General features: G+C 55.0%; 24 protein-coding genes and 1 other RNA gene. 22 read left to right on the top strand and 3 right to left on the bottom strand.

From position 1 onward, the window contains the following. Positions 1-455 precede the first annotated feature (455 nt). From glyQ to rnpB, 9 genes are all read left to right on the top strand, one after another. On the top strand, positions 456-1,343 hold the full coding sequence (gene glyQ, locus DYE26_RS00565; protein ID WP_036621322.1) for a glycine--tRNA ligase subunit alpha: 888 nt from the start codon (positions 456-458) through the stop codon (positions 1,341-1,343). Continuing rightward, complete coding sequence (gene glyS, locus DYE26_RS00570) at positions 1,336-3,411, top strand: glycine--tRNA ligase subunit beta (protein ID WP_036621324.1); 2,076 nt, start codon at positions 1,336-1,338, stop codon at positions 3,409-3,411. The genes glyQ and glyS overlap by 8 nt, the downstream gene beginning before the upstream one ends. Positions 3,412-3,730: 319 nt before the next feature. Beyond that, a complete protein-coding gene (locus DYE26_RS00575; RefSeq protein WP_036627858.1) occupies positions 3,731-4,180 on the top strand; it encodes a YaiI/YqxD family protein in 450 nt (149 codons plus the stop codon). 98 nt (positions 4,181-4,278) lie between these two features. Beyond that, positions 4,279-6,099 (top strand): DNA primase, encoded by a 1,821-nt coding sequence (dnaG, locus tag DYE26_RS00580; RefSeq protein WP_036621326.1) that lies wholly within the window; start codon positions 4,279-4,281, stop codon positions 6,097-6,099. Between the two features lie 45 nt (positions 6,100-6,144). Then, positions 6,145-7,266, top strand: a complete 1,122-nt coding sequence (gene rpoD / locus DYE26_RS00585) for an RNA polymerase sigma factor RpoD (protein ID WP_036621329.1) — start codon at positions 6,145-6,147, stop codon at positions 7,264-7,266. A 79-nt stretch (positions 7,267-7,345) separates the two neighbouring features. Next, positions 7,346-8,170, top strand: coding sequence for a hypothetical protein (locus DYE26_RS00590; protein ID WP_036621332.1), 825 nt, complete (start codon positions 7,346-7,348; stop codon positions 8,168-8,170). Further along, positions 8,167-8,937 (top strand): tRNA (adenine(22)-N(1))-methyltransferase, encoded by a 771-nt coding sequence (locus DYE26_RS00595; RefSeq protein ID WP_036621333.1) that lies wholly within the window; start codon positions 8,167-8,169, stop codon positions 8,935-8,937. The genes DYE26_RS00590 and DYE26_RS00595 overlap by 4 nt, the downstream gene beginning before the upstream one ends. Beyond that, positions 8,913-10,028, top strand: a complete 1,116-nt coding sequence (locus DYE26_RS00600) for a Nif3-like dinuclear metal center hexameric protein (protein ID WP_036621336.1) — start codon at positions 8,913-8,915, stop codon at positions 10,026-10,028. Before DYE26_RS00595 ends, DYE26_RS00600 begins: the two co-directional genes overlap by 25 nt. Before the next feature lie 91 nt (positions 10,029-10,119). Further along, positions 10,120-10,525: RNase P RNA component class A (gene rnpB, locus DYE26_RS00605), an RNA gene on the top strand. Between the two features lie 114 nt (positions 10,526-10,639). Here rnpB and DYE26_RS00610 read toward each other — a convergent pair. Continuing rightward, complete coding sequence (locus tag DYE26_RS00610) at positions 10,640-12,568, bottom strand: S8 family peptidase (RefSeq protein ID WP_036621338.1); 1,929 nt, start codon at positions 12,566-12,568, stop codon at positions 10,640-10,642. Between the two features lie 155 nt (positions 12,569-12,723). Between DYE26_RS00610 and DYE26_RS00615 the strand changes: the two genes are divergently transcribed. The 6 genes from DYE26_RS00615 (at position 12,724) to thiI (ending at position 17,470) form a co-directional block, all read left to right on the top strand. Beyond that, positions 12,724-13,230: a YpuI family protein gene (locus tag DYE26_RS00615; RefSeq protein WP_036621340.1), complete on the top strand. Its 507-nt coding sequence runs from the start codon at positions 12,724-12,726 to the stop codon at positions 13,228-13,230. 150 nt (positions 13,231-13,380) lie between these two features. Then, positions 13,381-13,587, top strand: a complete 207-nt coding sequence (locus DYE26_RS00620) for a DUF1540 domain-containing protein (protein WP_244927431.1) — start codon at positions 13,381-13,383, stop codon at positions 13,585-13,587. Between the two features lie 36 nt (positions 13,588-13,623). Beyond that, entirely contained in the window at positions 13,624-14,046 is a 423-nt protein-coding gene (locus DYE26_RS00625; RefSeq protein ID WP_036621342.1) for a hypothetical protein, read from the top strand. A gap of 170 nt (positions 14,047-14,216) precedes the next feature. Next, positions 14,217-14,951 (top strand): lytic transglycosylase domain-containing protein, encoded by a 735-nt coding sequence (locus tag DYE26_RS00635; protein WP_036621346.1) that lies wholly within the window; start codon positions 14,217-14,219, stop codon positions 14,949-14,951. A 126-nt stretch (positions 14,952-15,077) separates the two neighbouring features. Further along, positions 15,078-16,217 (top strand): cysteine desulfurase family protein, encoded by a 1,140-nt coding sequence (locus DYE26_RS00640; RefSeq protein WP_036627860.1) that lies wholly within the window; start codon positions 15,078-15,080, stop codon positions 16,215-16,217. A 17-nt stretch (positions 16,218-16,234) separates the two neighbouring features. Further along, positions 16,235-17,470, top strand: coding sequence for a tRNA uracil 4-sulfurtransferase ThiI (gene thiI, locus DYE26_RS00645; protein WP_036627862.1), 1,236 nt, complete (start codon positions 16,235-16,237; stop codon positions 17,468-17,470). Between the two features lie 97 nt (positions 17,471-17,567). On the opposite strand, the gene DYE26_RS00650 is transcribed toward thiI, so the two are convergent. Beyond that, the gene (locus DYE26_RS00650) at positions 17,568-18,272 is read right to left on the bottom strand and encodes a TerC family protein (protein ID WP_036621349.1); all 705 of its coding nucleotides are present in this window, start codon (positions 18,270-18,272) and stop codon (positions 17,568-17,570) included. A gap of 129 nt (positions 18,273-18,401) precedes the next feature. Between DYE26_RS00650 and DYE26_RS00655 the strand changes: the two genes are divergently transcribed. The 6 genes from DYE26_RS00655 (at position 18,402) to DYE26_RS00680 (ending at position 24,186) form a co-directional block, all read left to right on the top strand. Then, positions 18,402-19,064 carry a TerC family protein gene (locus DYE26_RS00655; protein WP_036621352.1) on the top strand — a complete coding sequence of 221 codons (663 nt, stop codon included), beginning with the start codon at positions 18,402-18,404 and terminating at the stop codon, positions 19,062-19,064. A gap of 176 nt (positions 19,065-19,240) precedes the next feature. Next, the gene (locus DYE26_RS00660; RefSeq protein WP_082207726.1) at positions 19,241-19,741 is read left to right on the top strand and encodes a hypothetical protein; all 501 of its coding nucleotides are present in this window, start codon (positions 19,241-19,243) and stop codon (positions 19,739-19,741) included. A gap of 323 nt (positions 19,742-20,064) precedes the next feature. Next, positions 20,065-21,906: a translational GTPase TypA gene (gene typA / locus DYE26_RS00665; protein ID WP_036621355.1), complete on the top strand. Its 1,842-nt coding sequence runs from the start codon at positions 20,065-20,067 to the stop codon at positions 21,904-21,906. A gap of 236 nt (positions 21,907-22,142) precedes the next feature. After that, complete coding sequence (locus tag DYE26_RS00670) at positions 22,143-22,451, top strand: YlaH-like family protein (RefSeq protein WP_036621358.1); 309 nt, start codon at positions 22,143-22,145, stop codon at positions 22,449-22,451. Between the two features lie 89 nt (positions 22,452-22,540). Further along, a complete protein-coding gene (locus DYE26_RS00675; protein WP_036621360.1) occupies positions 22,541-23,632 on the top strand; it encodes an LCP family protein in 1,092 nt (363 codons plus the stop codon). Positions 23,633-23,733: 101 nt separating this feature from the next. Further along, on the top strand, positions 23,734-24,186 hold the full coding sequence (locus DYE26_RS00680) for a pyridoxamine 5'-phosphate oxidase family protein (RefSeq protein ID WP_036627867.1): 453 nt from the start codon (positions 23,734-23,736) through the stop codon (positions 24,184-24,186). Positions 24,187-24,226: 40 nt separating this feature from the next. On the opposite strand, the gene DYE26_RS00685 is transcribed toward DYE26_RS00680, so the two are convergent. Further along, positions 24,227-24,814, bottom strand: coding sequence for a YhcN/YlaJ family sporulation lipoprotein (locus DYE26_RS00685; protein ID WP_036621361.1), 588 nt, complete (start codon positions 24,812-24,814; stop codon positions 24,227-24,229). Positions 24,815-24,941: 127 nt separating this feature from the next. Between DYE26_RS00685 and DYE26_RS00690 the strand changes: the two genes are divergently transcribed. Then, positions 24,942-26,273: a PhoH family protein gene (locus DYE26_RS00690; protein WP_036621362.1), complete on the top strand. Its 1,332-nt coding sequence runs from the start codon at positions 24,942-24,944 to the stop codon at positions 26,271-26,273. Positions 26,274-26,341 lie beyond the last annotated feature (68 nt).

A 26,341-nucleotide genomic window follows, 5' to 3' on the forward strand; every position in this document is an offset into this window, starting at 1 on the left:
TCAAGATTCGATGCCGAGTAAGCCTCATGAATAACTTCGTGATCAAAAGTTGTTTTTTTGCCTACCTTGAAGCGAGCTGGGGATGGTGGGAGCCTGGCTGGATACTCTCGCGAAACGGCGCCCCGGGAGCATGAAATGATCGTGAAAAGAGGATTTGCCTACCGGGTTCGTGCTTTGGCGCAAGTCGCACGTATGAACGATAAACGGTTGCAAATCAAGTAGGGTGGAACCGCGGGAACTTTCAGCTCTCGTCCCTACGTCTGTCAGCAGGCGTAGGAGGCGGGGGCTTTTTGGCTTGCTTCGTTACGATCGGCTGATACGGGAGCGGCTGAGCCTTGTTTTACGGGCGGCGCTTCTCCAAGTTCCAAAGCCCAGGACGACGAGCCTTTCGGCACCGGCCGAGTCCGCTCCGCTTTGTTTTGGGTATCCTCTATAGTGCAAAGGAGATGTGGTAGATGAATTTTCAGCAAATGATTTTAACGCTGCAGCAGTTTTGGGCGGAACAAAATTGCATCGTCGTACAACCGTACGACGTGGAGAAGGGTGCTGGCACGCTCAACCCGATGACCTTCTTGCGGGCGATCGGTCCGGAGCCGTGGAACGTAGCTTATGTGGAGCCCTCCCGGCGTCCGGCCGACGGACGTTACGGGGAAAACCCGAACCGGCTGTATCAGCATCACCAGTTTCAGGTCATCCTTAAGCCGTCTCCGGACAACATCCAGGAAATTTACCTCGAAAGCTTGAAACGGCTCGGCATTAATCCGCTGGAGCATGACATCCGTTTTGTCGAGGACAACTGGGAACATCCGGGTCTCGGCGCGTGGGGCCTCGGCTGGGAAGTGTGGCTGGACGGGATGGAAATCACCCAGTTCACCTACTTCCAGCAGGTCGGCGGGATTGAAGCGAATCCGGTCGCGGTGGAAATCACCTACGGGATGGAACGGCTTGCCTCCTATATTCAGGACAAGGAAAACGTGTTCGAGCTAGAGTGGGTGGACGGTACGACTTACGGCGACGTTTTCCATCAAGCGGAATATGAGCATTCTAAATATACATTTGAAATTTCCGACGTCAAAATGCTGTTTACGCTGTTCAATATGTACGAGCAGGAAGCGGAGAAGGCGATGGAGCAGCATCTGGTGTTCCCGGCGTACGATTACGTGCTGAAATGCTCGCATACGTTTAACCTGCTCGACGCCAGAGGCGCGATCAGCGTAACGGAACGGACCGGTTATATCACCCGGGTGCGGAACTTGTCGCGGCAAGTCGCCGCAACGTATTTGGAGGAGCGCGAGAAGCTCGGCTTCCCGATGCTTCAGAAAGGGGGAGCTGCACGTGGCTAAAGATCTGCTGTTTGAAATCGGTTTAGAGGAAATGCCGGCCCGCTTTATCCGCGGAGCGATGGAGCAGTTGAAGGAACGGACGGAAAAATGGCTGGAGGAGTCGGTCATTGCCCACGGCGCCGTCGAAGCTTACGCTACGCCGCGCCGCTTGGCCGTACTGGTAAGAGATGTAGCCGAAAAGCAGGAGGATGTGCACGAGGAAGTTAAGGGGCCGTCGCGCAAAATCGCGCTGGATGAAAACGGCGGTTGGAGCAAAGCGGCGCTCGGATTCGCCCGCAGCCAAGGGGCCGATCCGGAGCAGTTCATGTTCCGCGAGGTTGCCGGCACGGAGTATGTCTATGTCAGCAAAAGCCGCACAGGCGTGGAGACAGCGGGGATTTTGGCCGAAGGTTTGCTGGGCATTTTGCAGGCGATGAATTTTCCGAAAAACATGCGCTGGGGCAGCTACGACTTTAAATTCGTACGCCCGATCCGCTGGATGGTGGCCTTGTTCGGCAAGGATGTGATCGACCTGGAAATCACCGGCGTCAAATCGGGCAACGTTACGCGCGGCCATCGTTTTCTCGGTGCCGAAGCCATCATCAATGAGCCGGCGGCGTATGTGGACACGCTGCGCGCCCAGTTCGTGATCGCGGACGTGAATGAACGTCAAAACATGATCCAAAGCCAAATCGACGCCTTGGCCAAGGAAAAAGGCTGGCATATCGCGGTGAAGGACGATCTGCTGGAAGAAGTGTTGTTCCTGGTCGAAACGCCGACTGTGCTGTTTGGTACGTTCGAGGAATCGTTCCTGAACATTCCGCAGGAAGTGCTCATCACGTCGATGCGCGAGCATCAGCGTTATTTCCCGGTATTGGACGGCCAGGGGCGCCTGCTGCCTTATTTCGTTACCGTCCGCAACGGGAACGACGCTTCCCTGGACGTCATCGCCCGCGGGAACGAAAAGGTGCTGCGGGCCCGGTTGTCCGACGCGAAGTTCTTTTACGAGGAAGACCAAAAGCTGGCGATCAAGGACGCGTTGTCCAAGCTGGAAAGCATTGTGTTCCATGACGAGCTCGGCACGATCGGCGACAAGGTCCGCCGCATTCGCCGCAATACGGAGAAGCTGTCCGCCCTGCTCGGCGCCGACAGCGGTACGGCCGAAGCGGCCGCGCGCACCGCGGAAATTTGCAAATTCGACCTCGTCACGCAAATGGTTTACGAGTTTCCCGAGCTGCAAGGCGTGATGGGCGAGGATTACGCCCGCAAAGCCGGGGAGCCGGAAGCGGTCGCCCGGGGAATTTTCGAGCACTATCAGCCCCGTTTCGCGGGTGATGCGGCGCCTGCGTCCACCGTTGGTTCCATCGTCAGCATCGCCGACAAAATCGACACGATTACCGGCTGCTTCTCGATCGGGATCATTCCGACGGGCTCCCAGGATCCATACGCATTGCGCCGTCAAGCGGCCGGCATCGTGCAGATCGTTTTGGAGCACAAGCTGCCGATTTTGCTGACGGATATTTTCAAAATCGCCTTGGAAACCCACCGGCAATTCCAGGGGCTGAAACGCGGGGAAGAGGAAATCCTGAAAGATCTGCTGGAGTTCTTCGGGCTTCGCGTCAAAAAAACGCTGTCCGACAACCTGCGTTACGATGTCGTGGATGCCGTTATCGCCGCAGGATATGATGATGTTGTATCCGTCGTTGCCCGGGGGAACGCGCTGATGGATGCCGTAACCACCCAAGCTGACTTTAAGCTGACGGTCGAATCGTTCGGGCGGGTCAGCAACCTGGCCGCCAAAGCGACCGGCGAGAAAGTCCGTTCCGATCTGCTCGCCGAACCGGCGGAACAAGCGCTGCACGAGGCATGGCGCGCGATCACGGACAAATACCGCGAGGCGCTTGCAAATCGGAATGCCGCCGAGGCGCTTGACGTAATCAGTGGTTTGAAGGACGCTATCACCGTTTTCTTTGATGCCGTCATGGTTATGGCCGAAGACGAAGCGATCCGCACGAACCGTTTGGCGCTGCTCGCCGCCATCGACGAGGATCTCAAGGCATTCGCCGATTTCGGCAAATTGGTTTGGTAGAACGGAACTTAAAGTAGTGGCGAGAGCAACGGACAACTCCTAGATTTCCGCATCAGCTCAGGTTTTCAAATCGTACGATCGCCCGCCGGAAATCTAACGGTTGCAGCAGGCGCTATTTTCCGCAAATAGACCTTTCTGAATTCTGACGGTTGTGCGCAGGTTTGCCTGAATCTAAGCGAAATTAGCCGGGGTAAGCGCAACGGCAACCGTTAGAATTTGAAATCAACGTTCTTGGAACAAACAACGCTTGCGGCAACCGTTAGAATAGTTTAGCGGGTAGCATTCAAGGTACATTCCCGGGAAGGCGAGGCGAGTGATTATGCGCGTTGTCGTGGACGGCGACTCCTGCCCGGTAAAGGCGGAGATCGCCGAAACGGCCGGCCGCTACGGCGTTCAGGTGGTGATGGTTTCTTCCTATGACCACACGCTGCAGCCGGCGGACGGAGTTGCCGTCATTCAGGTGGACCGGAGCAGTCAGAGCGCCGATTTGTATATCGCGAACCATGTCGTGAAGGGAGACATCGTCGTCACCCAGGATTACGGTCTTGCCGCGCTGGTACTGGCCAAATCCTGCTCCAGCTTGTCGCCGCGCGGCGAAATCTTTCATCCGGGGAACATCGACCGTTTGCTGGAGCGGCGGCATGCTCACGCCAAAGCAAGGCGCGGAGGGCAGCGCCACAAAGGGCCGAAGCCATTTACGAACGAGGATCGCAAACATTTTGCCGAAGTGCTGTCAAAACTTTTGGAACATATGCAGGAGAATGTATAGTTTTAGCGAATTACTATTTACGTGTCATAGAGAAACTTCGAAATGTCCGAAATTTTGACGTGTTGAAATTCTCTTTGCGAAAGATGAAGGTGATTTGAATGAGCACCGGACGCGGCATTCCGGAAGAAGTCATCGAGGCCGTCTTGCGGCAGCATGATATCGTCGACACGGTCAGCAAGCACGTTCATCTGACAAAACAGGGCAAGTACATGAAGGGGCTTTGTCCGTTTCATTCGGAGAAAACCCCGTCTTTTACGGTAACCCCCGAACGTCAAATCTTCCACTGTTACGGTTGCGGCAAGGGCGGAAACGCCATCAAGTTCAGGATGGAAATCGAAGGATTAACTTTTCCCGAAGCCGTCCGGATCATGGCGGAAGAGGCGCATATTCCTTTTGAAGACAAAGGAAGAAGCTTTGGGGATTCGCCGCAAAACCGGGAATTGGAGCAGCTCTTGCAAGCCCATGAATGGACCTCCAAGTTCTATCACTATTTGCTGAAAAATACGGAATACGGCAAACCGGCCATGGAGTATTTGAAATCGCGCGGTTTTACCGATAAAGCGATCGATACGTTCCAAATCGGTTACGCCCCGGCCAGATGGGATACGCTGGTTCAGTTTTTGGACAAGCGTTCTTTCGATCTCGGCGCGATGGAGAAAGGCGGACTGTTGTCCTCGAAACAGGATGGGAGCGGGTTTGTCGACCGGTTTCGCGATCGGGTCATTTTTCCTTTGCACAACCGGAGCGGTAAAGTCATAGCCTTTGCCGGCAGGGTACTTGGCGAAGGGCAGCCGAAATATTTGAATTCCCCGGAAAGCAAGCTGTTCAGCAAAAGCCGGACGCTTTACAATTTGCATCAGGCGAAAAACGAAATCCGGAAATCGCGGCAAATTGTGTTGTTTGAGGGTTATGGCGATGTGATCAGCGCTTGGGAGGCGGGGGTTCATAACGGAGTGGCCACGATGGGAACCGCGTTGACGGAAAGCCACGCGTCGATCATGAGAAGTCTGGCGGACGAGGTCCTGGTGTGCTACGACGGGGATCAGGCCGGACAAGCCGCCGCGCTCAAGAGTATTCCGATTTTGGAGAACGCCGGTTTTCAGGTCAGAATCGCGCTGCTCAGCGAGGGGCTCGATCCCGACGAGTTTATCCGTAAATACGGGGCGGAACGATTCAAACATCAAGTGTTGGACGGCGCCGTCTCATCCGTCAAATTTAGGCTTATATATCTGAAAAAAAACCATATACTGCTAGAAGAAGACGGAAAGGTCGCTTACATCAAAGAAGCGATGCCCATTATCGCGGCGCTGGCTTCGCCAAGCGAACGCGAGATATATTTGAAGGAATTGTCCGCCGATTTGCAGGTGTCCTTCGACAGTTTGAAGCAGGAATGCAACGAACTTAGAACAGCCATGCAAAAAAAGGCAAACGCCGGGGATAATAAGCCCGAAAGGTGGAATAATGGTAGGCATAAAAAAGGGCAGGCTTCCATGCCGGCTCTGCTGCCCGCTTATCAGGTGGCGGAACGGAGATTGCTTTCTTTTATGCTGCAGGACGAAGAAGTGGCCCGTTATGTGGGCGATCGTCTTGGCACCAATTTTAACATCGAAGATCATGTGGCGATTGCCGCTTATCTATACGCCTATTACGCGCAGGGAAAAACCCCGGATGCCAGCCGGTTTATCTCCTCGCTTCAGGATGAACGGCTTGAGCGGACGGTTATCTCGATCGCCATGACGGATACGCCGGAGGAATGGACGACGCAAGAGCTGGACGATTGCATTCGGGAGATCCGCAAAGTGCCGCTTCTCGCGCAAATCAAGCAAAAGAAGGAAGAAATGGTGTCCGCGGAACGAGCCGGGGATTTTATGCGTGCGGCGCAAATTGCAAGTGAGATTATTGCCCTAGAGAGACAGTAAGACGATGGACTTTCGGTGACGTTTCTAGGGAGGAGGGAGCCAGATATGACGAATGACCAGCATACTGAACTAGAAACTGAATTGACGCTGGACCAGGTAAAGGATCAGCTGATTGAGCAAGGCAAGAAAAGATCTTCATTATCATATAAAGAAATTATGGAGAAGCTCTCGCCCTTCGACCAGGATCCGGAACAAATGGACGAATTTTATGAACAATTGGCGGATTTGGGCATCGACGTTACGGGTGACGGCGATGAAGAGCATCGGCGCGGGGACGAGGATGCCGCGCATGATGACGATTTTAACTTTGACGATGATTTGAGCCTGCCGCCGGGCATCAAAATCAACGACCCTGTCCGCATGTACCTGAAGGAAATCGGCCGGGTTCCCCTGCTTTCCGCAGATGATGAAATGGAATTGGCCAAACGGATCGAAAACGGGGATGAGGAAGCCAAACGCCGCCTGGCCGAAGCGAATCTCCGCCTCGTGGTGAGCATCGCCAAGCGCTATGTAGGGCGCGGAATGCTGTTCCTCGATCTCATTCAGGAAGGCAATATGGGCCTCATTAAAGCGGTCGAGAAATTCGACCACAAAAAAGGCTTTAAATTCAGCACGTACGCAACGTGGTGGATTCGCCAGGCGATTACGCGGGCGATTGCCGACCAGGCCAGAACGATCCGGATTCCGGTTCACATGGTGGAGACGATCAACAAGCTGATCCGCGTCTCCCGCCAGCTGCTGCAGGAGCTGGGACGCGAACCCGCGCCGGAAGAAATCGCCGCCGAGATGGATCTAAGCGTCGAGAAAGTTCGTGAAATCATGAAAATCGCCCAGGAACCGGTATCGTTGGAAACACCGATCGGGGAAGAGGACGATTCCCATCTGGGAGATTTTATCGAAGACCATGAAGCTTTGGCCCCGGCGGACGCCGCCGCTTACGAACTCCTGAAGGAACAATTGGAGGACGTCTTGGATACGCTCACGGAACGGGAGGAGAACGTGCTTCGGCTTCGGTTCGGACTGGACGACGGACGGACGAGAACGCTGGAGGAAGTCGGCAAGGTGTTCGGCGTAACGCGGGAGAGAATCCGGCAAATTGAAGCAAAGGCGCTCCGCAAGCTGCGCCATCCGAGCCGCAGCAAGCGGTTGAAGGATTTTCTCGAATAAGCGTCGCGGGTAGGCGTGTTAGCTCTGACCTTCTGCAGCCAAAGCAGCAAGGTCATTTTTGTTAAAAGAGGTGCTGCCTTTGAATCAGGACAAAAAAGCAATCATCCTGAACGAAATCGAGCACTGGAGAAGGAGCCGGCTGCTTCCCGAACAGTACTGCGATTTCCTGCAAAATTTGTACAGCGACGAGCCGGAAGGGGATTCCCGAAGCTTCTTCTCCTTGGGACAAATTCAGCAAGGAAGCTGGAAACTTTGGTCCCTTTCATTTGGCATAATTTCCTTCTTTTTCTTTATTGTTTTTTATTTTAGCGCTTTTCCTTGGGGTTTGCAAATCGCGGCTGCGCTGCTGCTTTGCTTCGGTTGTTATTCCCTGGCGGCGTACCATCGGCGCAACCGGCCGTTGTACGCATTGTGCGCGGCGGGCCTGGGCAGTTTGCTGTTGCTGGGTTTCGGGGGCTGGACGATCCGCCTTCAAGGCTGGGAAGCGGACAGCGGAGCCGCGCTGCTGATCGCCGTTTGCGGGATCGTGTGGATTGCCGCGGGCTACAGCCTGCGGTTGGGGATTTTGACATACTGCGGGTTCGTTTGCGGCATTTTGCTGTACGCTATCCTGTTCGAAAGGCTGCATCCCGAAACGTCCTGGGCGCTGCTGCAGCTGTTATGGCTGCCGGTTGCCGCCCTGCTGTTTTGGTTAAGCTGGTTGAGTCACCATCGGCTCAAGCAGTCGGCCCGCGTGTTTTTCGCCGTTTCCCTTACGCTGTGGTTTATGCCGGAGGCGGATGTATTTCTGCTGCGGCATGCGGCCTACGAGGGGATGGCGGCGCTGGCGCTGCTGAAAATGGCCGCGGTTTTCCTAATCTTGTTCGTATTACGTAAAAAATGGGTGGTGTGGATCGCTTCATGAGATTGTCCGCAAGATTGCAGCTAATATCCGATCTGCTGCCAAAGGGCTGCCGTTTTGCCGATATCGGGTCGGATCACGCCTTGCTGCCGGTATCGGCGGTGCAGAGCGGGCGGGCCGCATTTGCCGTGGCCGGCGAGGTCAACGACGGGCCGCTGGAGGCGGCCAGACGCCAGGTCGCCGAGGCCGGGGAGACGCAGCGGATTTCCGTCCGCAAGGGAGACGGGCTGGCCGTCATCGCTCCCGGCGAAGTGGACGCGATTACGATCGCGGGCATGGGCGGAGCCTTGATCGTTTCGATTTTGAGCGGCGGCAAACCCAAGCTTGCAGGGGTTAAGCGGCTGGTGCTGCAGCCGAATGTAGGCGAAGAGCTCGTGCGCCGCTGGCTTGCCGAAAACGATTGGTACCTGGCCGAAGAGGCTATTTTGGAGGAAGACGGCAAAATATACGAAGTGATGATGGCGGAGTCGGCTGCCGATGCCGCGGCGCGGAATGCCCAGCTGTACGCGGAGCGCGAATTGACCGATCATGAGGGGCGGGGAATCGCGCTTGCGAAGGATTTGCTTTATTTGATGGGACCGCGGCTGACGCTTAAACCGGACGATGTTTTTTTAAAGAAATGGGAATCGGAAATCCGCAAGCTGGAAAAGATCCGCCGTTCGGTGGCCTCATCCGCCTTGGAAGCGTCCCGGGAAAAGGAAGAAGAACTGGGGCGGCTTACGGAACAACTCCAGGAGGTGCTGGCATGTTTGCAAAAGGTCAAACGGTAATTCAATACATGGAGCAGCTTGCTCCGAAACATGTGGCGATGGAAGGCGATAAAATCGGGCTGCAGCTCGGCAGCCTGCAAAAGGAAATCAAAAACGTACTGATCGCTTTGGACGTCAACGAGGCGGTAGCGGATGAAGCGATCGCCGCAGGCGCCGATTTGATCATCGCCCACCATGCGATTATATACCGCCCGCTTGCCAATCTGCAGAGCGATACGCCGATGGGCAAAGTGTACGAGAAGCTGATCAAAAACGATATCGCGGTGTACATCGCCCATACGAACCTGGATGTGACGGACGGCGGGATGAACGACTGGATGGCCGAAGCCTTGGACATCGAAAGCGCCGCGCCGCTGGAGGACCTGCATACCGACAACCTGTATAAGCTGGTCGTGTTCGTCCCCAAGGACCATCATGAAAAGGTGCTGGACGCAATGCTGGGCGCCGGAGCGGGCGCTATCGGCAACTACAGCCACTGCAGCTTCAACATCGAGGGATACGGCACGTTCAAGCCCGGCGAAGGCACCGACCCCTATATCGGGGCGCAGGGCAAGCTGGAGAAGGTGGAGGAAATCCGCATCGAAACCGTCGTTCCGCAGAGCCTGCGCAGCAAAGTGATTCAGGCGATGCTGAAGCAGCATCCTTACGAGGAGGTCGCCTACGACCTGTATCCGATGGAGCTCAAAGGACGGACGCTGGGGCTTGGCCGCGTCGGCAAGCTGCGGGAACCGGTCACGCTGGAAGACTTCGTGCAGCGGGTTAAAGAGCGGCTGGACGTGCCGATGGTGCGCGTTGTCGGCGATCTGAAGCGGCCGGTCCGCAAAGCCGCCGTGCTGGGCGGATCGGGGGGCCGTTATTGGAAGCAGGCGCAGTTCCGCGGCGCCGATGTGCTCGTCACCGGTGACGTTGATTACCATACGGCTCAGGACGCCTTGATGGCCGGGATCGCCATCGTCGATCCGGGGCACAACGCCGAAAAAATCATGAAGCGGAAAGTGGCAAAGTGGCTGACGGAGAAGCTTAATGAAGGCAAATATGACACCAAGGTGCATGTTTCCGCCATCGATACGGAACCGTTCGTATTTATGTAGAACCATGAGGAACCATGAAACGCCAGTTTTTCCGCTGATTCACACTTGTCAGCGGCCGTCAATGTCTGTATACTATGTAATGTTGCCTATGAAAGTTTGACAGACAATCGCCGGCGGCTTTAAGGCCGCGGGAGGAAAGTCCGGGCTCCACAGGGCAGGGTGCTGGATAACGTCCAGTCAGCGCGAGCTGAAGGATAGTGCCACAGAAATGGACCGCCGATGGCCGCCGCAAGGCGCGCACAGGCAAGGATGGAACCGAGGTGTAAGAGACCCCGAGGAACGCTGGCGACTTCGTTCCTGGTAAACCCCACCTGGAGCAAGACCTAATGGGACGCGGCTTCTTTGGAAGCAGCCTTTGCCCGAGGCGCGTCCGGGTTGGTTGCTGGAGCCGTTCAGTAATGGACGGCCTAGATAGATGATTGTCGCTCAAGGGCGGGAGGGTAGTTCCCGTTAATACCGCAAAGAGTACAGAACCCGGCTTACGGCAAACTTTCAACACTGCAAGGCACAAGCATACTTATATTTATGGTCAAAGCCTCCGCAGCGCGTGAATGCACATACGCGCTGCGGAGGCTTTTGGTTTGGACGGGCCTTACTTAATTTATATAGCTTTACTTGTTCTGATCGATTACGCGGTCCATTTTGCGCTGGATCGATTGCGGCCAGAACTGGAGCGGAGCGTTGCCGCCGCCGGCGGCCTGCAGCGCGGCGAACACGTCGATCTGTCCGTATCCGTAATATTTGTCCCGCCCGGCATCGCCGAGATCGATCACGTTTTTACGGATAATGTCCATGACCTCCGTATTTTTCAGGTCGGGATTGATCGAGCGGATCAAAGCCGCCAGGGCCGCCACATGCGGGCTGGCCATCGAGGTGCCGGATAAAGCGGCGTATTGATTGTCCGGATAGGTGCTGGCAATGCTTTCGCCGGGGGCCATGACGTCAATGTAGTCCCCGTAATTGGAGAAGGAAGCCTTCTTTAGGTTAAAGTCCGTGGCGGAAACGGACAATACCTCCGGATAAGCGGCCGGGTAGCCCGGACGTTCCGTATTGTCGTTGCCCGTGGCGGCGATCAGCACAACGTCATGATTATAAGCGTATTTGATCGCCTCATGCAGAAACTGGGCATCCGCATAGTTGCCGAGGCTCATATTGATGACCTTGGCCCCGTGGTCCGTCGCCCAAATGATCCCCTGGGCCACCGAATAGGTCGTCCCGGAGCCGGATTTGTCGAGCGCTTTGACCGGCAGGATTTTGCCGCCCCACATCATCCCGGCGATCCCTTCGCCGTTGTTGACGTTGGCGGAAATGATGCCGGCGACATGGGTGCCGTGGCCGACATCGTCCGTCGGTGCCTTGTCGGGATTAATCACGTTGTAGCCCTTCAGCAGCCGTCCTTTCAGGTCGGGATGCTTCAGGTCCACGCCGGTGTCCACGATGCCCACGATCACGTCGTTGCTGCCTTTGGACAGCTTCCAGCCCCGGTTCGTCTCCGTGATCGGCAAGTTCCATTGGTATTCCGAGAACAGCAGGTCGTTCGGAATTACCGGCGTATCCTCTTGCATCCCGGTACTCGCATCATTGTTGAATAAACCGCCGTCCCAAAATCCGCCGCCGAACTCATTGGTAAGATACAAATAATGCGGCTCGATATATTTGGGCCTCCACTTTTTCTGGAAGTAGCGCTTCAACTGCTTCATGTCCATCGTTTCCGAGCGGAAAATATACGTATGGTTGAGCTTCCGCGTCATCGATCCGCCGATGTCTTTTTCGATCCGCCGCATTTCCTCCGGCGCCGGCTTCTTGTCGAAGGTAACTACGATTTCGTTCTCATAATAATGGCTTGCCTTTTCGTTGTCATGGCCGGTTTTGACGGTGATGTCGCGAAGCGTGTCGGCGTGCACGGATTCGACTTTGAATTTACCTTCCTTCGGGTAGGGAATCAGCCGCAAATTTTTGTGCTGATGTTCTTCAACACGGCTCAAAATGCCGGCGTCCATGATCGCGATAACGCCCTTTTTTCCGGTTTTGGCCGGCTCCGCCGACACAAAGTATTTGGGCTGTTTTGCCGGAAACACGGGAGATTCGTAGGACTTCGCTTTGTTTAGCGCCTTGCGGGCGTAACTTACGTACGTATCGAGCTGTTCTTTCACCGCCGGGTCCGGCCGGAAATCCGCGCGGCGAAACTGCTTTTCCTGCCGGTTTTCCGCATCGTACCAAAAAATCGCCTGAAACTGCTTGTGATCTTTTTGCAGCTCCCGGGCCGAATTCGGCAGCTTGCCGGATGGAGCCTGGGCAAAATCGGAAGCTAGGGTGCGAAGATGCCCTTTGGCGTCCAGGCGGTAGAGGCGTTCCGTGGCGGTGACATCGCGCCGCAGCATGTTTTGCTTCAACTGCTGTTCCTCCGCCGGTTTCGGTACGGAGAGTTTGGCAATTTGATTTCTTGGCCTTGCGTCGTTGTCCGTTCTCGGAAACAGGGAAATCGCCGCAATGGCGGCGGCTCCCGTCAAGCCGATCGCGGCCCATCTGCGCCAGTTCATCGTTGTTCCTCCTTCACATTCGTAATGCCGATGGGTATATCGTGAGGTGAACTGCCCGTTTTTATTCTTGAGGGATACCTTAAATGGTCAAATTGTGTTACGATAAGGGCGTTAATGACTATACCGATCATTACAGGTGAAGGAGAATTGTTTGCATGCCACAAGCCAATAACATCAGGCAACTTTGTGAAACTGCAAGGGAACAGCTTAAGAGCGCGGCCGGCCGGATCGAAGCGTTTTTGAACCATTATTCGCTGCCGCAGCTTACGGAAGGCCAAAACGAAGAGCTAGGTTTATTTTACAAGGGGTTGCTGTCGGACCTGCGGCATTTGCTCGTTTATTGCGAAGATTGCTATGAGAAGCTGGGGATCGTGCTTCGCCGCGGCACCTTTGATGAGGAAGCGGCCGAAAAAGCGCTGTATCATGTATATCACGACTGCGTAAATAACTTCTTCTATCCCAAAAACGAAAGTTACTCCGAGGACGGAAGATATGCATATACCGGGCAAGACGCCATCCGTTTCCGCAAGAAGCCGTCCCGTCCGGCGCGCGACGCCGTGCTCGACATTACCCGGGCGTTCGAGGAACTGCGCGATGATCTGACCTATTATGAAAGCGATTATTTGATTCAGCTTCGCTTGAACCGCGCTCATTCCAAATAACCGAATTCACCGATTTGAACACGGGATGCCGATTTCGGCATCTTTTTTCTTTTTTTGCCCCGATTTGTCAGCCTCTGGTCTGTATAGCGATCCGCCGCTGCGGGGAAAATGTTAACCGAGGTGATCAATATGCCAAACGGGGACAAACCCATGGTCAAATGCAGCGTCTCCAACTGCACGTATTGGGGAGAAAAAAACGTGTGCAACGCCGATGTGATTATGATCGATATTGACCAGCACGCGGGTAGACATTACAAAGCGGAATTTGCCGGCGAAACGTTCGATACGGAACATCGGGATACGGCAGTGTCGTCCTCGGCCACCTGCTGCCATACGTTTAAACCGAAATCGTCTTAACCGCAAAAACCAACCTACTAGCGGAGGTGCTTATTGATGACTGATTCCTTGAATGAAGAAGACAAAACGGATCTGCCGTCAACCGAAAAGCAAAGCCGGATCGATTATCCGCGTAAAGACCACCGCGAGGAATATGCCGCCGAAGTAACGCCGGCGGGAACATTCAGCGGAAACGCGGTTCGCGAACGCCGGGAAGATACGGATGGAGAAGCCGGCGATGCGAACCGGGCTGAACGCGCCGATACAGATGCGAACACGGCCGGACGAACGGTTGGCTACGTCGGTGTTGGTTTGGGGATCGCCTCGCTTTTCCTGTGGTCGATTATTTTGGGTCCGCTCGCTGCCGTGATGGGTTTTTACGCATACAGCCAAGGCAATAAAACATCCGGAGCATGGGCGATCGGGCTGGGGATCGTGTCGACGCTTAGTTATTTTGTCCTCATGCCGTTTACTCGATAATTTTCGCCGTTTTCCTCTTGTTTCTTGCCGATAACGGCTGGCTGACGTCGCTTTTCCGGACGTTGGCCTTTTTCATTTTTCGCTTTTTTCGCAAAAAGTGGTGGTTATTGGCGGCGTTTGCGTGTAAAATAAAGGCATCGAACTTGTACACGGAAAGAGGAGTATCACGCATGCAAATTGACCCGCGCACTTTGGGACAGCTCATTCAACTGCAGACGATGAACGGCCTGGATCTGCAGGGAACTTCGGTGGAGCGGACGGCCGCCCATACCGATGGTTCGTTGTTCGATATTCTGCTGCAGGAAATAATGTTGGCGGAGCAGGGGGAAACGGGCGCTTTAGATTCGTCTTTACCGGGATACCTCCCGGGAAACGGTTTGAATCTATCGGAGGGGCTGGCCATGCTATCGCCGTCCATGGCGAATACGGATTATGCGGACGCGGTTTCCGCAGAACCCGCGGAAGCTTCGGCGCTGCCGGTCAAAGCCGGAGATAATATCGAAGCGCTGATCGCCCGGGCCAGCCAAACTTACGGCGTTCCGGAAAGCCTGATCAAGGCGGTAATCGATACGGAATCTTCTTTTAATCCGACGGCAGTTTCGTCCGCAGGGGCCAAAGGGCTGATGCAGCTGATGGACGGAACGGCCCGGGGGCTTGGAGTCAGCGACCCGTTTGATCCGGCGCAAAACATCGACGGCGGCACCCGGTATTTGTCCTATCAGCTAAGCCGCTTCGGCGGTGAGTTGAAGACGGCGCTGGCGGCCTATAATGCCGGCCCGGGGCGTTTGCAAAGGCTGGGGATCGGCAACGACGAGCAGTTGATGGAGAAGCTGCATTTGCTCCCGCAGGAAACGCAAAACTATATCCGCAAAATTTTGACGGCGCAAGCCAAATACGAAGTCTGATGCCAAGTTTACAAGGCTGATCAGTTGAACTTATTAAAATTTAGAGATCGCAAAGAAAAACGCTCCGAATGCTTTTTGAATTTCGGCGTTTTTTCTTTTGGTCTTTTTTGGAATGAAGGTGAATCGATGATTTATTTCGACCACGCGGCGACAACGCCTCCATACAAGGAAGTAACCGAAACGGTGGCCGAGGTCATGGCCCGCCATTACGGGAACCCGTCTTCCCTGCACCGGCTCGGCGAGGAAAGCGATAGGCTGCTGAACAAGGCCCGTGAGGTGTGCGCGGCGGCGCTGTCGGTAAACCCTAAGGAGATTGTCTTTACGGGCGGGGCCACGGAAAGCAACAATACGGCGATTAAAGGGGCGGCCCTGCAGTATACTAACCGGGGAAAACATCTGATCACGACGGAAACCGAGCATCCGTCGGTCTACGAATGCTGCAAGCAGCTTGAGTCCTGGGGCTGGGAGGTTACCTATCTGCCGGTCGATGCGGACGGTCTGGTCGCCGCGGAACAGGTGCAGGCGGCGCTTCGTCAAGACACCGTGCTCGTTTCGGTCATGCATGTCAATAATGAAACCGGGACGCTTCAGCCGGTGGCGGAAATCGGCGCGATGCTGAAGGATAAGGCGCCGCGGGTGTTGTTCCATGTGGACGGGGTGCAGGGATTCGGAAAGCTTCCGCTTGCGGTCAAAGGCTCCGGGATTGATTTATACAGCTTGTCCGCGCATAAACTAAGAGGGCCCAAAGGGGTCGGCCTGCTGTACGTCCGCGAAGGGCTGAAGCTGTCCCCGCTGCTGGCCGGCGGCGGCCAGGAAGGCGGTATACGCTCCGGTACGGAAAACATTCCTTATATCGTCGCTTTCGCCAAGGCGCTGCGTCTTGCGAGCGAAGGGCAGCCTAGCCGGGCCGCCAAACTCGGGGCGCTGAAGGATCGCCTGCTCCGGGGAATGATAGCGCTGCCCGAGCTTTTGATCAATACGCCGGGGGCTTCCGCGCCGCATATCGTTCATTTTTCGTACCCGGGAACGAAAGCGGAAGCGCTGCTCCATATGCTGGAGGAGGAAGGGTTTTTCGTATCGACCCGCTCGGCTTGTTCTTCCAGGCGAAGCGAACCGAGCCGTGTGCTGCTGGCCATGGGAAGAAGCCCGGAGGCGGCATCGTCCGGCATTCGCATCAGCCTGGGGGAAGAACACCACGAACAGGATATTGACGCTTTGCTCGCCGCACTGAAAAAATCGGTTCAGCGTCTGCAAAGCTTACGATAGGAGAGAACACGGTTATGTTGTTGTACGATATGCTGCTGCTCCGTTTCGGAGAAATTACGGTCAAAGGGCGGAACCGTCCCCGCTTTGAACATGTAGCGCTCAAGCACGTAAAGGCGCTTCTTCGCAATTACCCGCGAACGGAAATCCGCAGGGAGTTCGGGCGGATTTACATCGTGCTGAACGGCGAGCCCGCCCAGGCGATCATCGAGTCGCTGAAAAATGTGTTCGGCTTGACTTCGATCAGCCCGGTCAAGGTGGCCGTCTCGCGGTTGGAGGACATTGTGGCCGCGGCCGTATCTTTTGTGGAGGAGGCGTCCGTCAAAGAAGGAACGACGTTTAAAGTGCATGCCCGGCGCGTGTGGAAGGCGTTCCCCCATTCCTCCCAGGAAATGAACCACCTGGTCAGCAAGCCGATCCTGAATGCGTGTCCGCAATTGAAAGTGGACGTGCACAAGCCGGAGCTCGAACTGCGCGTGGAAATTCGCGAGCAGGGAACCTATTTGTACTCCGAGGTCATTCCCGGTCCCGGAGGGTTCCCGCGGGGCACGAACGGCAAAGCGATGCTGCTGCTGTCCGGCGGAATCGACAGTCCGGTGGCCGGCTGGTCCGCGATGCGGCGGGGGCTTGAAATCGAATGCGTGCATTTCCACAGCTACCCGTTCACGAGCAAGAAGGCGGAGCAAAAGGTGATCGATCTGGCCGCCGTGTTGTCCAAATATGCCGGGGAAATCAAACTGCATCTCGTGCCGTTTACGGACATTCAGACGTCTTTGGCGCAAACGGGGCAGGACAATCTGATCATCACCCTGATGCGGAGGGCGATGCTGCGCATCGCTACCCAGCTAGCCGAACGCAGCGGCGCTTTGGCGCTGGTGACGGGGGACAGCCTAGGCCAGGTGGCGAGCCAAACGTTGTCCAGCATGAACGCGATTGGGCGGGCCACTGACCTGCCGCTGCTCCGTCCGCTGGTCATGAGCGACAAACTGGACATTATCGCCTTGGCGCAGCAGATCGGAACGTACGATTTGTCGATTTTGCCTTACGAAGACTGCTGCACATTGTTTGTGCCCAAATCGCCTTCGACCAATCCGAATTTGCGGATATTGGAAAATGTCGAGCGCTCGCTGACGGATTTGCCGCAGCAGATCGATCGGGCGGTCGAGGAGACGGAGACGATCCTGATCCGGCCGGGACGCGAAATCAAACGTAAATCGTCTGCGGAAGAGGAAGTCGTGCAGAGCAAGTGGTTTTGAACATAGGTACGGTCGCAATGCAAAAGCGCGAGCACAGAGGTGCGATCCCTCGATGCTCGCGTTTTTTTGCGCTGAGTCTCCTGACTTTTCTCGGCCTTTAGCGGGTTGCCGGATGAGTGCTGGCGTTGTCCTTTTCTTTCTGCTGGCGTCTTTTCTTCAAGAAGCCGGCCAGCAGTACACCGCAGATTACGACGGCGATCAACCCGTATCGGAGGCCGGGGTTGTCCTCAAAGAACGCAAGAAAATGCGGTTCCTCCGTAATCATTTTAGCTGCGGTATAAGCCAGCACGGCCGCCCCCAGGTAGGCGATCCACGGAAACTTCTCCAGCAGCTTGATAAACAACGTGCTTCCCCAGACCACGATCGGCACGCTGATCAAGAGGCCGATTGCGACGAGGACCATGTGGCGCTGGGAAGCGCCGGCGACCGCGATCACATTGTCGAGGCCCATGGCGGCGTCGGCGATGACGATCGTCCGCACGGCCGGCCATAGCTTATCCTTGGCTTCGATGCTGTCGTGGTCGCCTTCATCGGCTAGCACTTTGTAGGCGATAAAAATCAGCATCAGTCCGCCGGCAGCCAGCAGCCACGGAATGCCGAGCAGCCAAACGACGATCAAGGTCGCCGCAATCCGCAGAATGACGGCGCCGCCGGTTCCGTAAATAATCGCCTTCTTCTGCACGGTGCGGGGGAGCTTTCTCGCGGCCATCCCGATGACGATGGCGTTGTCTCCCGCCAAAATCAGATCAATAAATACGATATTGATCAAGGACAGGAAAAAAGCCGCACTAAATAATTCCATTAAGGTCACTTCCTTATAAACGTAAATACGTATTAACGCTCCAAAAGGGTTCACTTGTCCGAAAGACGATGTTTCAGAATGGCATAGCTTGGCTCAATTCCTCATACAAGTTGTAAGGGAGGGATGAGCGTGGAGCAGTTGATTTTATTGTCGGAAATATTGATTATAAATCTGGTGCTAAGCGGCGATAACGCGGTGGTTATCGCGATGGCCAGCAAAAGCCTGCCGCTGCAGCAGCGCAAACAGGCGGTTTGGTGGGGCGCCCTGGGAGCGGTTCTGCTACGCTGCGCGCTTACCTGGATCGCCGTCATTTTGTTGAAGATTCCTTTTATTCACGCAGCGGGAGGGCTTCTTCTTGCGGGGATCGCCTTCAAGCTGCTGCTTCCGGCGCATGAGGACGATACCCGCGTTTCCGGGGCGGCATCGATGTGGAAAGCGGTGCAGACGATTCTGGCCGCGGATTTCGTGATGAGCCTGGACAACGTCCTAGCCATTGCCGCGCTTGCGAAAGGCGACTTGTCCATCCTTGTGATCGGCATCGCCATCAGTATTCCGATCGTCGTCTGGGGCAGCAATCTGATCGCCGATTGGCTGCAGCGCCTGCCGATCCTAACCTACGCGGGGGCCGGCATCCTCGGTTATACGGCCGGCGACATGTTTCTGCAGGATCCGCAGCTGGGCCCGGCGCTGGCGGCAGCCTTGCCCAACGTGACCCATGCCGTCCCGGCCGCGGTTGCCGTGCTCGTTATTATGTTCGGCTGGATGAAAAAATATAAGGCCGGCCGCGGCTGAATCGCCTGGAAGCAAGGGAACGGTCGCCTTTCGGGCCTAGCGAAAATCATTTTTCGGAAGCGCAGGGGGGAGGAGTGGTTTTTTGCCCGATTTTCAGCTAAACTGGAAGAGAACAGGGATGTCGTAATTTGCTGCGGCTTGTCCCTCATTGTCTTCTGGAAGGTGTGTGATGGATCGTGTCCGACAACAACAAGCTGATGACGGGGATTTTGATTCTGGCTGCCGGGATCGTCATCCTCCTGGGGAAATTGGGTTTTTTCAGTTTTCTCGGAAGAGCGTTTTGGCCGCTGCTTCTGCTGATTCCCGGAATTGTGCTGCACCTGTGGCATTTCTGGAGAAAGGGACCTTCCGAGCTGCTCCTGCCCGGGGCGATATTGGTCGTATATAGCATCGTTTTCTTCATCGGCATCATCGGCGGGTGGGGAACGCTGAAATACACCTGGCCGCTGTTTTTCTTGGGAATTGCCGTCGGTTTGTTCGAATACGACTATTTTTCGCCGCGCCGCCAGAGCGGAATGTTCATCGCGGCGCTGATCATCGGTGCGATTTCCGTCATTCTGCTGGGGTGGACGTTATTTTCGCTGTCGCTGATTTATGTTCTTGCCATCCTGCTCATTATCGGCGGGATTTGGCTTATCGTGGCGAGAGGCCGCGGGAAAAACCGGAGCATCTGGTAACGACATGCAAGTTCTTGAATTCTGCGCGATTTCGCGTATAATATAAGGGATAAGTCAAGCGTCGGCATTTTGTCCGGCGCTTTGTTTTGTGGCAGTTGAACTAAAGAAAAGGCGGGAGCTAGGCGGGGAGTGTGAAATGATTCTGAAGAAACGGCAGTGGTCGCCTTTGTGAGCGGATTTCTTCCTTGTTGGAATCTATAAAATCATAGAAATCCGCGAACAGCAGCGATCGTAAGAACATTTCACACGGCTGCCCTATTCCCTACAATCATTCGTTCAACTTTTATAGAAATAAAGAGACGAAAGGATATGGAGATAAACCTATGCATGATAGAAGTCAAATCCGCAACATTGCGATTATTGCTCACGTAGACCATGGCAAAACGACGCTAGTCGACAAGCTGCTGCAGCAATCCGGGATTTTCCGGGAAAACGAAGCCGTTCAGGAGCGGGCGATGGACTCCAACGACCTGGAACGCGAACGCGGCATCACGATTTTGGCCAAAAATACGGCCATCACGTACAAAGATTATCTGATCAACATCGTGGATACCCCGGGACACGCCGATTTCGGCGGCGAGGTGGAACGGATCATGAAGATGGTCGATGGCGTACTGCTGGTCGTCGACGCTTACGAAGGCTGCATGCCGCAGACGAAATTCGTACTGCGCAAAGCGCTGGAGCACCACTTGACGCCGATCGTCGTCGTCAACAAAATCGACCGTCCGGCCGCGCGTCCGGCCGAAGTCATCGACGAGGTTCTGGACCTGTTCATTGAGCTGGAAGCTAGCGACGAGCAGCTGGATTTCCCGGTCGTTTACGCGTCCGCTCTGAACGGAACGTCCAGCCTTGATCCGGAAAAACAGGACGACAACATGCTGGCCCTGTACGAAACGATTATTGAACATATTCCGGCGCCGACCGAAAACGTCGAAGAGCCGCTGCAATTCCTCGTTACGCTGATGGACTATAACGAATATTTGGGGCGGATCGCGATCGGACGCGTCAACCGCGGCGTCATCCGCCAGGGACAGCCCGTGGCCGTGATGACGCGCGACGGCGGCAAAAAATCGGCCCGCATCGAGAAGCTGTTCGGGTTCCAAGGCCTTCGCCGCGTGGAAATCGAGGAAGCCGGCGCCGGCGACATTGTCGCCGTGGCGGGGATCAAGGACATCAACATCGGCGAAACGATCGCCGACCCGAATCAGCCCGAGGCGCTGCCTGTCCTGAAAATTGACGAGCCTACGCTGCAAATGACGTTCCTCGTCAACAACAGTCCGTTTGCCGGCCGCGAAGGGAAATGGGTCACCTCCCGCAAGCTGCGCGAACGCCTCTTCAAGGAGCTTGAAACGGACGTATCGCTGCGGGTGGACGAGACCGACAGCCCGGACGCGTTTGTCGTGTCCGGACGCGGCGAACTGCACCTCGGCATCCTGATTGAAAATATGCGCCGCGAAGGCTACGAGCTCCAAGTGTCCAAACCGGAGGTTATCGTCCGCGAGATTGACGGCGTGAAGATGGAGCCGATCGAACGGCTGCTGATCGACGTTCCTGAAGAAAGCATGGGCGCGGTGATGGAGAGCCTGGGCTCCCGTAAGGCCGAAATGGTGAACATGATCAACAACGGAAGCGGCCAGGTGCGGCTTGAGTTCCTGATCCCGGCCCGCGGACTCATCGGGTACCGTACGCATTTCCTGACCTTGACCCGCGGCTACGGCGTTATGAACCATGCTTTTGACAGCTATGGTCCTTATGCGGGCGGCCAGGTCGGCGGACGCCATGAAGGCGTGCTCGTTTCGAGCGAAAACGGCGTATCGACGCTGTACGGCATTTTGTCCATCGAGGATCGCGGGATTTTGTTCGTTGAACCGGGCACCGAAATTTACGAGGGCATGATCGTCGGCGAACATACGCGCGACAACGACATTGTCGTGAACATCTGCAAGGAAAAGCAGCTCACCAACGTCCGTTCGGCAACGAAGGACGAAACGGTCAAGATGAAAACGCCGCGGCTTTTTTCGCTGGAGCAGGCGCTGGAGTATTTGAACGACGACGAGTACTGCGAGATTACGCCGAAATCGGTTCGCCTGCGCAAAAAGATTTTGAACAAAAGCGAACGCGAACGGGCCGAAAAACATCGCAAAATGTCGGAGGCCAATTTATAATAAAAAGGTAATGAAATGGTACTTGCATTATCCTTTTAAAGAGGTAGTTCAAAAAGTCAACTTTTGATCACGAAGCGGGACAGGAAACGGATTCGACGTCGAATCTTGAATTCAGCTGGGCCTTCCGTTGCTCACGTAGGCTCACCTACGCTCCGCTACTCAGTCCCTAGCTTCATTCAACCTTCTCGGTGCTGAAAACCTGACTTTTTGAACTCGTAATAAAGGAGGACGCCCCATTGCAAGCTTGGTTTGCGCAACATCCGGTCATTTCGTATCTGCTGATTTTGGTGCTGATCATTTTCGTGTACAACAAGGTATTTCGCGCGCAGCAAAAGCTTCCGCTATGGAAGGAAGCGATTCTGTATCTGCTTATGGCGATAGGTTCTTTCCTGCTGCTTATTTTTCAAATCGATAAGCTGCCGATTATCCAATGCCTTCTGGTTGCCGTTGCGCTGATGCTGATGGTGCGTATCCGCTATTTTGTCGAAGGGCGGCAAAAGAAAAAAGATGGGGCGAACCCGACCTCGGGCGACAAGTCGGCATAATTTTCCGGGAAATAAACCGGTAACTTTTCAGCGATGCGGTTCGTCTTTTAGATGCGGCTTAATATCACAGAAATAAGGTGTTTAATTGTATGAGTTCCAATCGCAGCGGTTTGCCTCCCAGAAAGCAAACCCAAAGCCGGTCCACGAAAAAAACGCTAAAGAAGAAAAAAAAACCTAGCGGTATCAGGACATTTTTCAAAATCCTGCTGACGGTCATGATCGTTGCAATCATCGGCGCCGGGTTATATGCGGGATATTTGATCTACACGACCGATCAGGTGATCGATGCAACGGGCACATCGGGAAAGGTGGCTCCGGAGAAATCGGCCAAGGTCAAGCCGCTTACGATGCTGCTGCTCGGAACGGATTATCGTCCGGAAACCGGGACGCACCTCAGCGACGTGATGATGGTGGTTGCGATGAATCCGAACACCAAATCCGCTACGATCGTGTCGCTGCCTCGCGATACCAAGCTTGAAATGGACGGCTATAAAACGAACAAAATCAACGCGTTTTATCCGAACTTCCTGGTGGCGGAGAAAAAAAGCGGCATTCCGGCGGAACAGGAAATGAAGACGATGATGAGCAAATTTTTCGGTACTTCGATCGATTACGTGACGGTGATCAACTTCCAAGGTTTTCGCGATATCGTCGACGCTTTGGGCGGTGTGGATGTCAATGTCGACGCCGATATGTGTTACCGGGACAGAGCCGACGGCACGGATATCAACTTGAAGAAGGGGGCGCAGCACCTGAACGGGGAAGATGCGCTTGGGTATGTCCGGTACCGGAAGTCCAACTGCAGACCGAGAACGAAAGGCTCCGACGATTTTGACCGCAACCGGCGCCAGAATGAAGTGCTCCATGCTTTGATCGATCAGGCCAAATCGCTTAACGGGGTTTTGGGAGCGGGCAAAGTGATCCAATCCGTCGGCAAAAACCTGGAGACGGACCTGGAATCGGAACAAATGAAAAACCTGATTTCCGCCTATTGGGATATTTCCAAGGAAAACGTGGATTTCATGCCGGTCACCGGGGATTGGAAAAGCCCTTTCGTATATTTGCACCAGGACGAGCTTGACGCGGCCAAACAAGCTTTGAAGGATGAGCTTGCCGGGACGAAGCAGCCGGCCCGGGAAGATAACGCCGCGGAGGCGGCGGACGGGTCATTGAACGATTGAAGGCAAGTTTTGCCTCGTGCTATAATATAATTAACAACAGGATGACTGAAGTTCCCTAAGTTTCATCCCTTGAAGGTTTAAGTGCAGGAGGGCTGGTAATGATGTCAGAAACCGTCACCCAATTGTCCGATTCGCTTTACGCCTCTCTCCAGTCCGAGACGTTTGTGCTGCTGAATACGGTGGATCGGGAATCCGGGGGGCCGACGTCCAGCGCCATTTCATGGCTTTACGCCGTTGATCATGCCACGCTGCGGCTGGCTCTGGATCATCGTTCGAGGCTGGTCGGCAACATTAAGGCCAACCCCAGAGTTACGGTTTCGGTGTTCGGCAAAGAAACGATTTATGCCATTAATGGCCGGGCAACCGTTGTGCAGGACCCATTAGAAGGGGTTCCGTTCAAGATGTGCTGCTTCGATGTGCGCATCGACGCGGTTCGCAACGCTTTGTTTTACGGCGCGCAACTAGTTTCCGCTCCGGTTTATGCCAAAGTATACGACCAGCGTGCCGCGGACATGCTGGACAGCCAAGTGTTTGCCGCAATGAAAAAAGCCTAGCGACTTGTTCGCCAGGCTTTTTTGCCTTATTGGGACAAACTTAGCGGGTTCTTGGCGGGATTTGCCCGCTTTGGCCGCCCGGGGCCATATTCATCCGCGTTGGGCTTTCGCCCGTCTGCGGCCGGGTGTCGTTTGGCATCTGCGGAACGATCCGTCCGATGATATCGGCGAGTTCGGTGGCCACGCCCGCTACAGGATGGCCTTGCCGGATTTTATTACCGATTTCCGCGAGGCGCTGGTTCAAATCCATATCGGCCGTAACGATGGCGCCGGCCCCCTGGGGATCTTTACGAAGGGCTTCAGCCACTGTATATTTAATGCTTCCCACGCGGGCGCGTTCCAGCCGGCTGTCGACATCGATGCCGACGACAGCGGTGTTGCCCATTACGACGCAATGCGCGCCTTGGACGCCAGGCACTCTTTTTACCAGCTGTTCCAAATAAACTTGTCTATCCCGATCTGACATCTTTCCTCGGTTTGCCAAATTCGGATTAGCGTTCGGGCTTACGCTTTGCGTCCGGGGAACGGTGCCCGTTTGATTCTGTGGAGAGGGTGATGCCTTTTTATTAACAGTTCCGCAGCTTGTAAGCAGGGTAGCCGTCAATAACAAACACAGCCATATTCGCATGTTGGATCCGTCCTTTCGGAAATGATCTCTTGATTCGACGATAAGTCATCAGATATAGATTTCCCGGGGCGGAGAAAAATATGTATGAAGTCACAAGGCTGCAATGACCGCGGTGGAGGGGATAAGGATGAAAAAAATCTTTGTATTGGATACCAATGTGCTGCTGCACGATCCGCATGCGATTTTTGCCTTCGATGAACATGAAGTGGTCATACCGGCCGTCGTGCTGGAGGAGATCGACACGAAGAAGCGCAACGCCGACGAACTGGGCCGCAACGCCCGGGGCGTCTCCAGGCTGCTCGATGGATTGCGCGAAACGGGCCGTCTGCATGACGGAGTTCCGCTCGAAGGCGGCGGCAGGATCAAGGTGGAGTTAAACCATCGCAGCTTCATCAAAGTTCAGGAGATGTTCGGCGAGGCGACGAACGATAACCGGATTTTGGCCGTGGCGCTTAATTACCATTTGGAACAAATTGAGCTGCCCGATCCGCGGCCGGTCGTGCTGGTCAGCAAGGACGTGCTGGTCCGTATCAAAGCGGATGTGCTCGGGCTGACCGCCCAGGATTATTTATCGGACCGTACGGTCGGACCCAGCGATCTGTACGGAGGATACTCCACCATTAAAGTCCATCCTTCAATCATCGATGAATTTTACACCTACCGTTCCTTGCCGGTCAAGCTGCTGGGACTTCATTATTCCCTTTATCCGCACGAGTTTGTTATTTTGAAAGATGAGATGGGCAGCGGGAAATCGGCCCTGCTGAAGCTGAACGAAGATGCCAGCCGGCTTGAGCCGCTGTTTTTAAGCAATGAGCCGGTATGGGGAATCAACGCCCGCAACGCGCAGCAGCGAATGGCGCTGGAGCTTCTGCTGAACGACGATATTCCGCTGGTGACGATCACCGGCAAGGCGGGAACCGGCAAAACGCTGCTGGCCCTGGCCGCCGGCCTGCTTAAAGTCGAGGACGAACACAAATACAAGAAGCTGCTGATCGCCCGCCCCGTCGTGCCGATGGGGAAGGACATCGGATTTTTGCCCGGGGAAAAGGAAGAAAAGCTGCGCCCCTGGATGCAGCCGATTTACGATAACCTGGAATTCCTGTTTGATACGAAAAAATCGGGGGATATCGAGAAAATATTGATGGGGCTCGGCAGCATCCAGGTGGAGGCGCTGACGTATATCCGCGGGCGCTCCATCCCCGGGCAGTTTATTATCGTGGATGAGGCTCAGAACCTGACGCGCCATGAGGTGAAAACGATCGTATCCCGGGTTGGAGAAGGCAGTAAAATCGTGCTTATGGGGGATCCCGAACAAATCGACCATCCCTACCTCGATTTTTCCAGCAACGGCTTGACGGGTCTCGTGGAACGCTTTAGGGATCAGGGGATCAGCGGGCATATTACACTGGAGAAAGGCGAACGCTCCAAGCTGGCGCAAGTGGCGGCGGATTTGCTGTAAGAGGTAGTTCAAAAAGTCCAAAAATTATTAAGGCGCGAACTGATCCAGTCCGCGCCTTTCTAAACAGA

Origin of the sequence: Paenibacillus macerans, from assembly GCF_900454495.1 — a bacterium.
Lineage (GTDB): Bacteria > Bacillota > Bacilli > Paenibacillales > Paenibacillaceae > Fontibacillus > Fontibacillus macerans.

Coding starts and splice junctions, on each gene's coding strand:
- DYE26_RS00620 (WP_244927431.1), top strand. CDS start 13,381: ATGGTCAAATGCAGCGTCTCCAACTGCACGTATTGGGGAGAAAAAAAC.
- DYE26_RS00625 (WP_036621342.1), top strand. CDS start 13,624: ATGACTGATTCCTTGAATGAAGAAGACAAAACGGATCTGCCGTCAACC.
- DYE26_RS00615 (WP_036621340.1), top strand. CDS start 12,724: ATGCCACAAGCCAATAACATCAGGCAACTTTGTGAAACTGCAAGGGAA.
- typA (WP_036621355.1), top strand. CDS start 20,065: ATGCATGATAGAAGTCAAATCCGCAACATTGCGATTATTGCTCACGTA.
- DYE26_RS00685 (WP_036621361.1), bottom strand. CDS start 24,814: ATGCGAATATGGCTGTGTTTGTTATTGACGGCTACCCTGCTTACAAGC.
- DYE26_RS00600 (WP_036621336.1), top strand. CDS start 8,913: ATGTTTGCAAAAGGTCAAACGGTAATTCAATACATGGAGCAGCTTGCT.
- glyQ (WP_036621322.1), top strand. CDS start 456: ATGAATTTTCAGCAAATGATTTTAACGCTGCAGCAGTTTTGGGCGGAA.
- DYE26_RS00635 (WP_036621346.1), top strand. CDS start 14,217: ATGCAAATTGACCCGCGCACTTTGGGACAGCTCATTCAACTGCAGACG.
- dnaG (WP_036621326.1), top strand. CDS start 4,279: ATGAGCACCGGACGCGGCATTCCGGAAGAAGTCATCGAGGCCGTCTTG.
- DYE26_RS00690 (WP_036621362.1), top strand. CDS start 24,942: ATGAAAAAAATCTTTGTATTGGATACCAATGTGCTGCTGCACGATCCG.
- DYE26_RS00640 (WP_036627860.1), top strand. CDS start 15,078: ATGATTTATTTCGACCACGCGGCGACAACGCCTCCATACAAGGAAGTA.
- DYE26_RS00595 (WP_036621333.1), top strand. CDS start 8,167: ATGAGATTGTCCGCAAGATTGCAGCTAATATCCGATCTGCTGCCAAAG.
- rpoD (WP_036621329.1), top strand. CDS start 6,145: ATGACGAATGACCAGCATACTGAACTAGAAACTGAATTGACGCTGGAC.
- DYE26_RS00650 (WP_036621349.1), bottom strand. CDS start 18,272: ATGGAATTATTTAGTGCGGCTTTTTTCCTGTCCTTGATCAATATCGTA.
- DYE26_RS00575 (WP_036627858.1), top strand. CDS start 3,731: ATGCGCGTTGTCGTGGACGGCGACTCCTGCCCGGTAAAGGCGGAGATC.
- DYE26_RS00610 (WP_036621338.1), bottom strand. CDS start 12,568: ATGAACTGGCGCAGATGGGCCGCGATCGGCTTGACGGGAGCCGCCGCC.
- DYE26_RS00675 (WP_036621360.1), top strand. CDS start 22,541: ATGAGTTCCAATCGCAGCGGTTTGCCTCCCAGAAAGCAAACCCAAAGC.
- DYE26_RS00680 (WP_036627867.1), top strand. CDS start 23,734: ATGTCAGAAACCGTCACCCAATTGTCCGATTCGCTTTACGCCTCTCTC.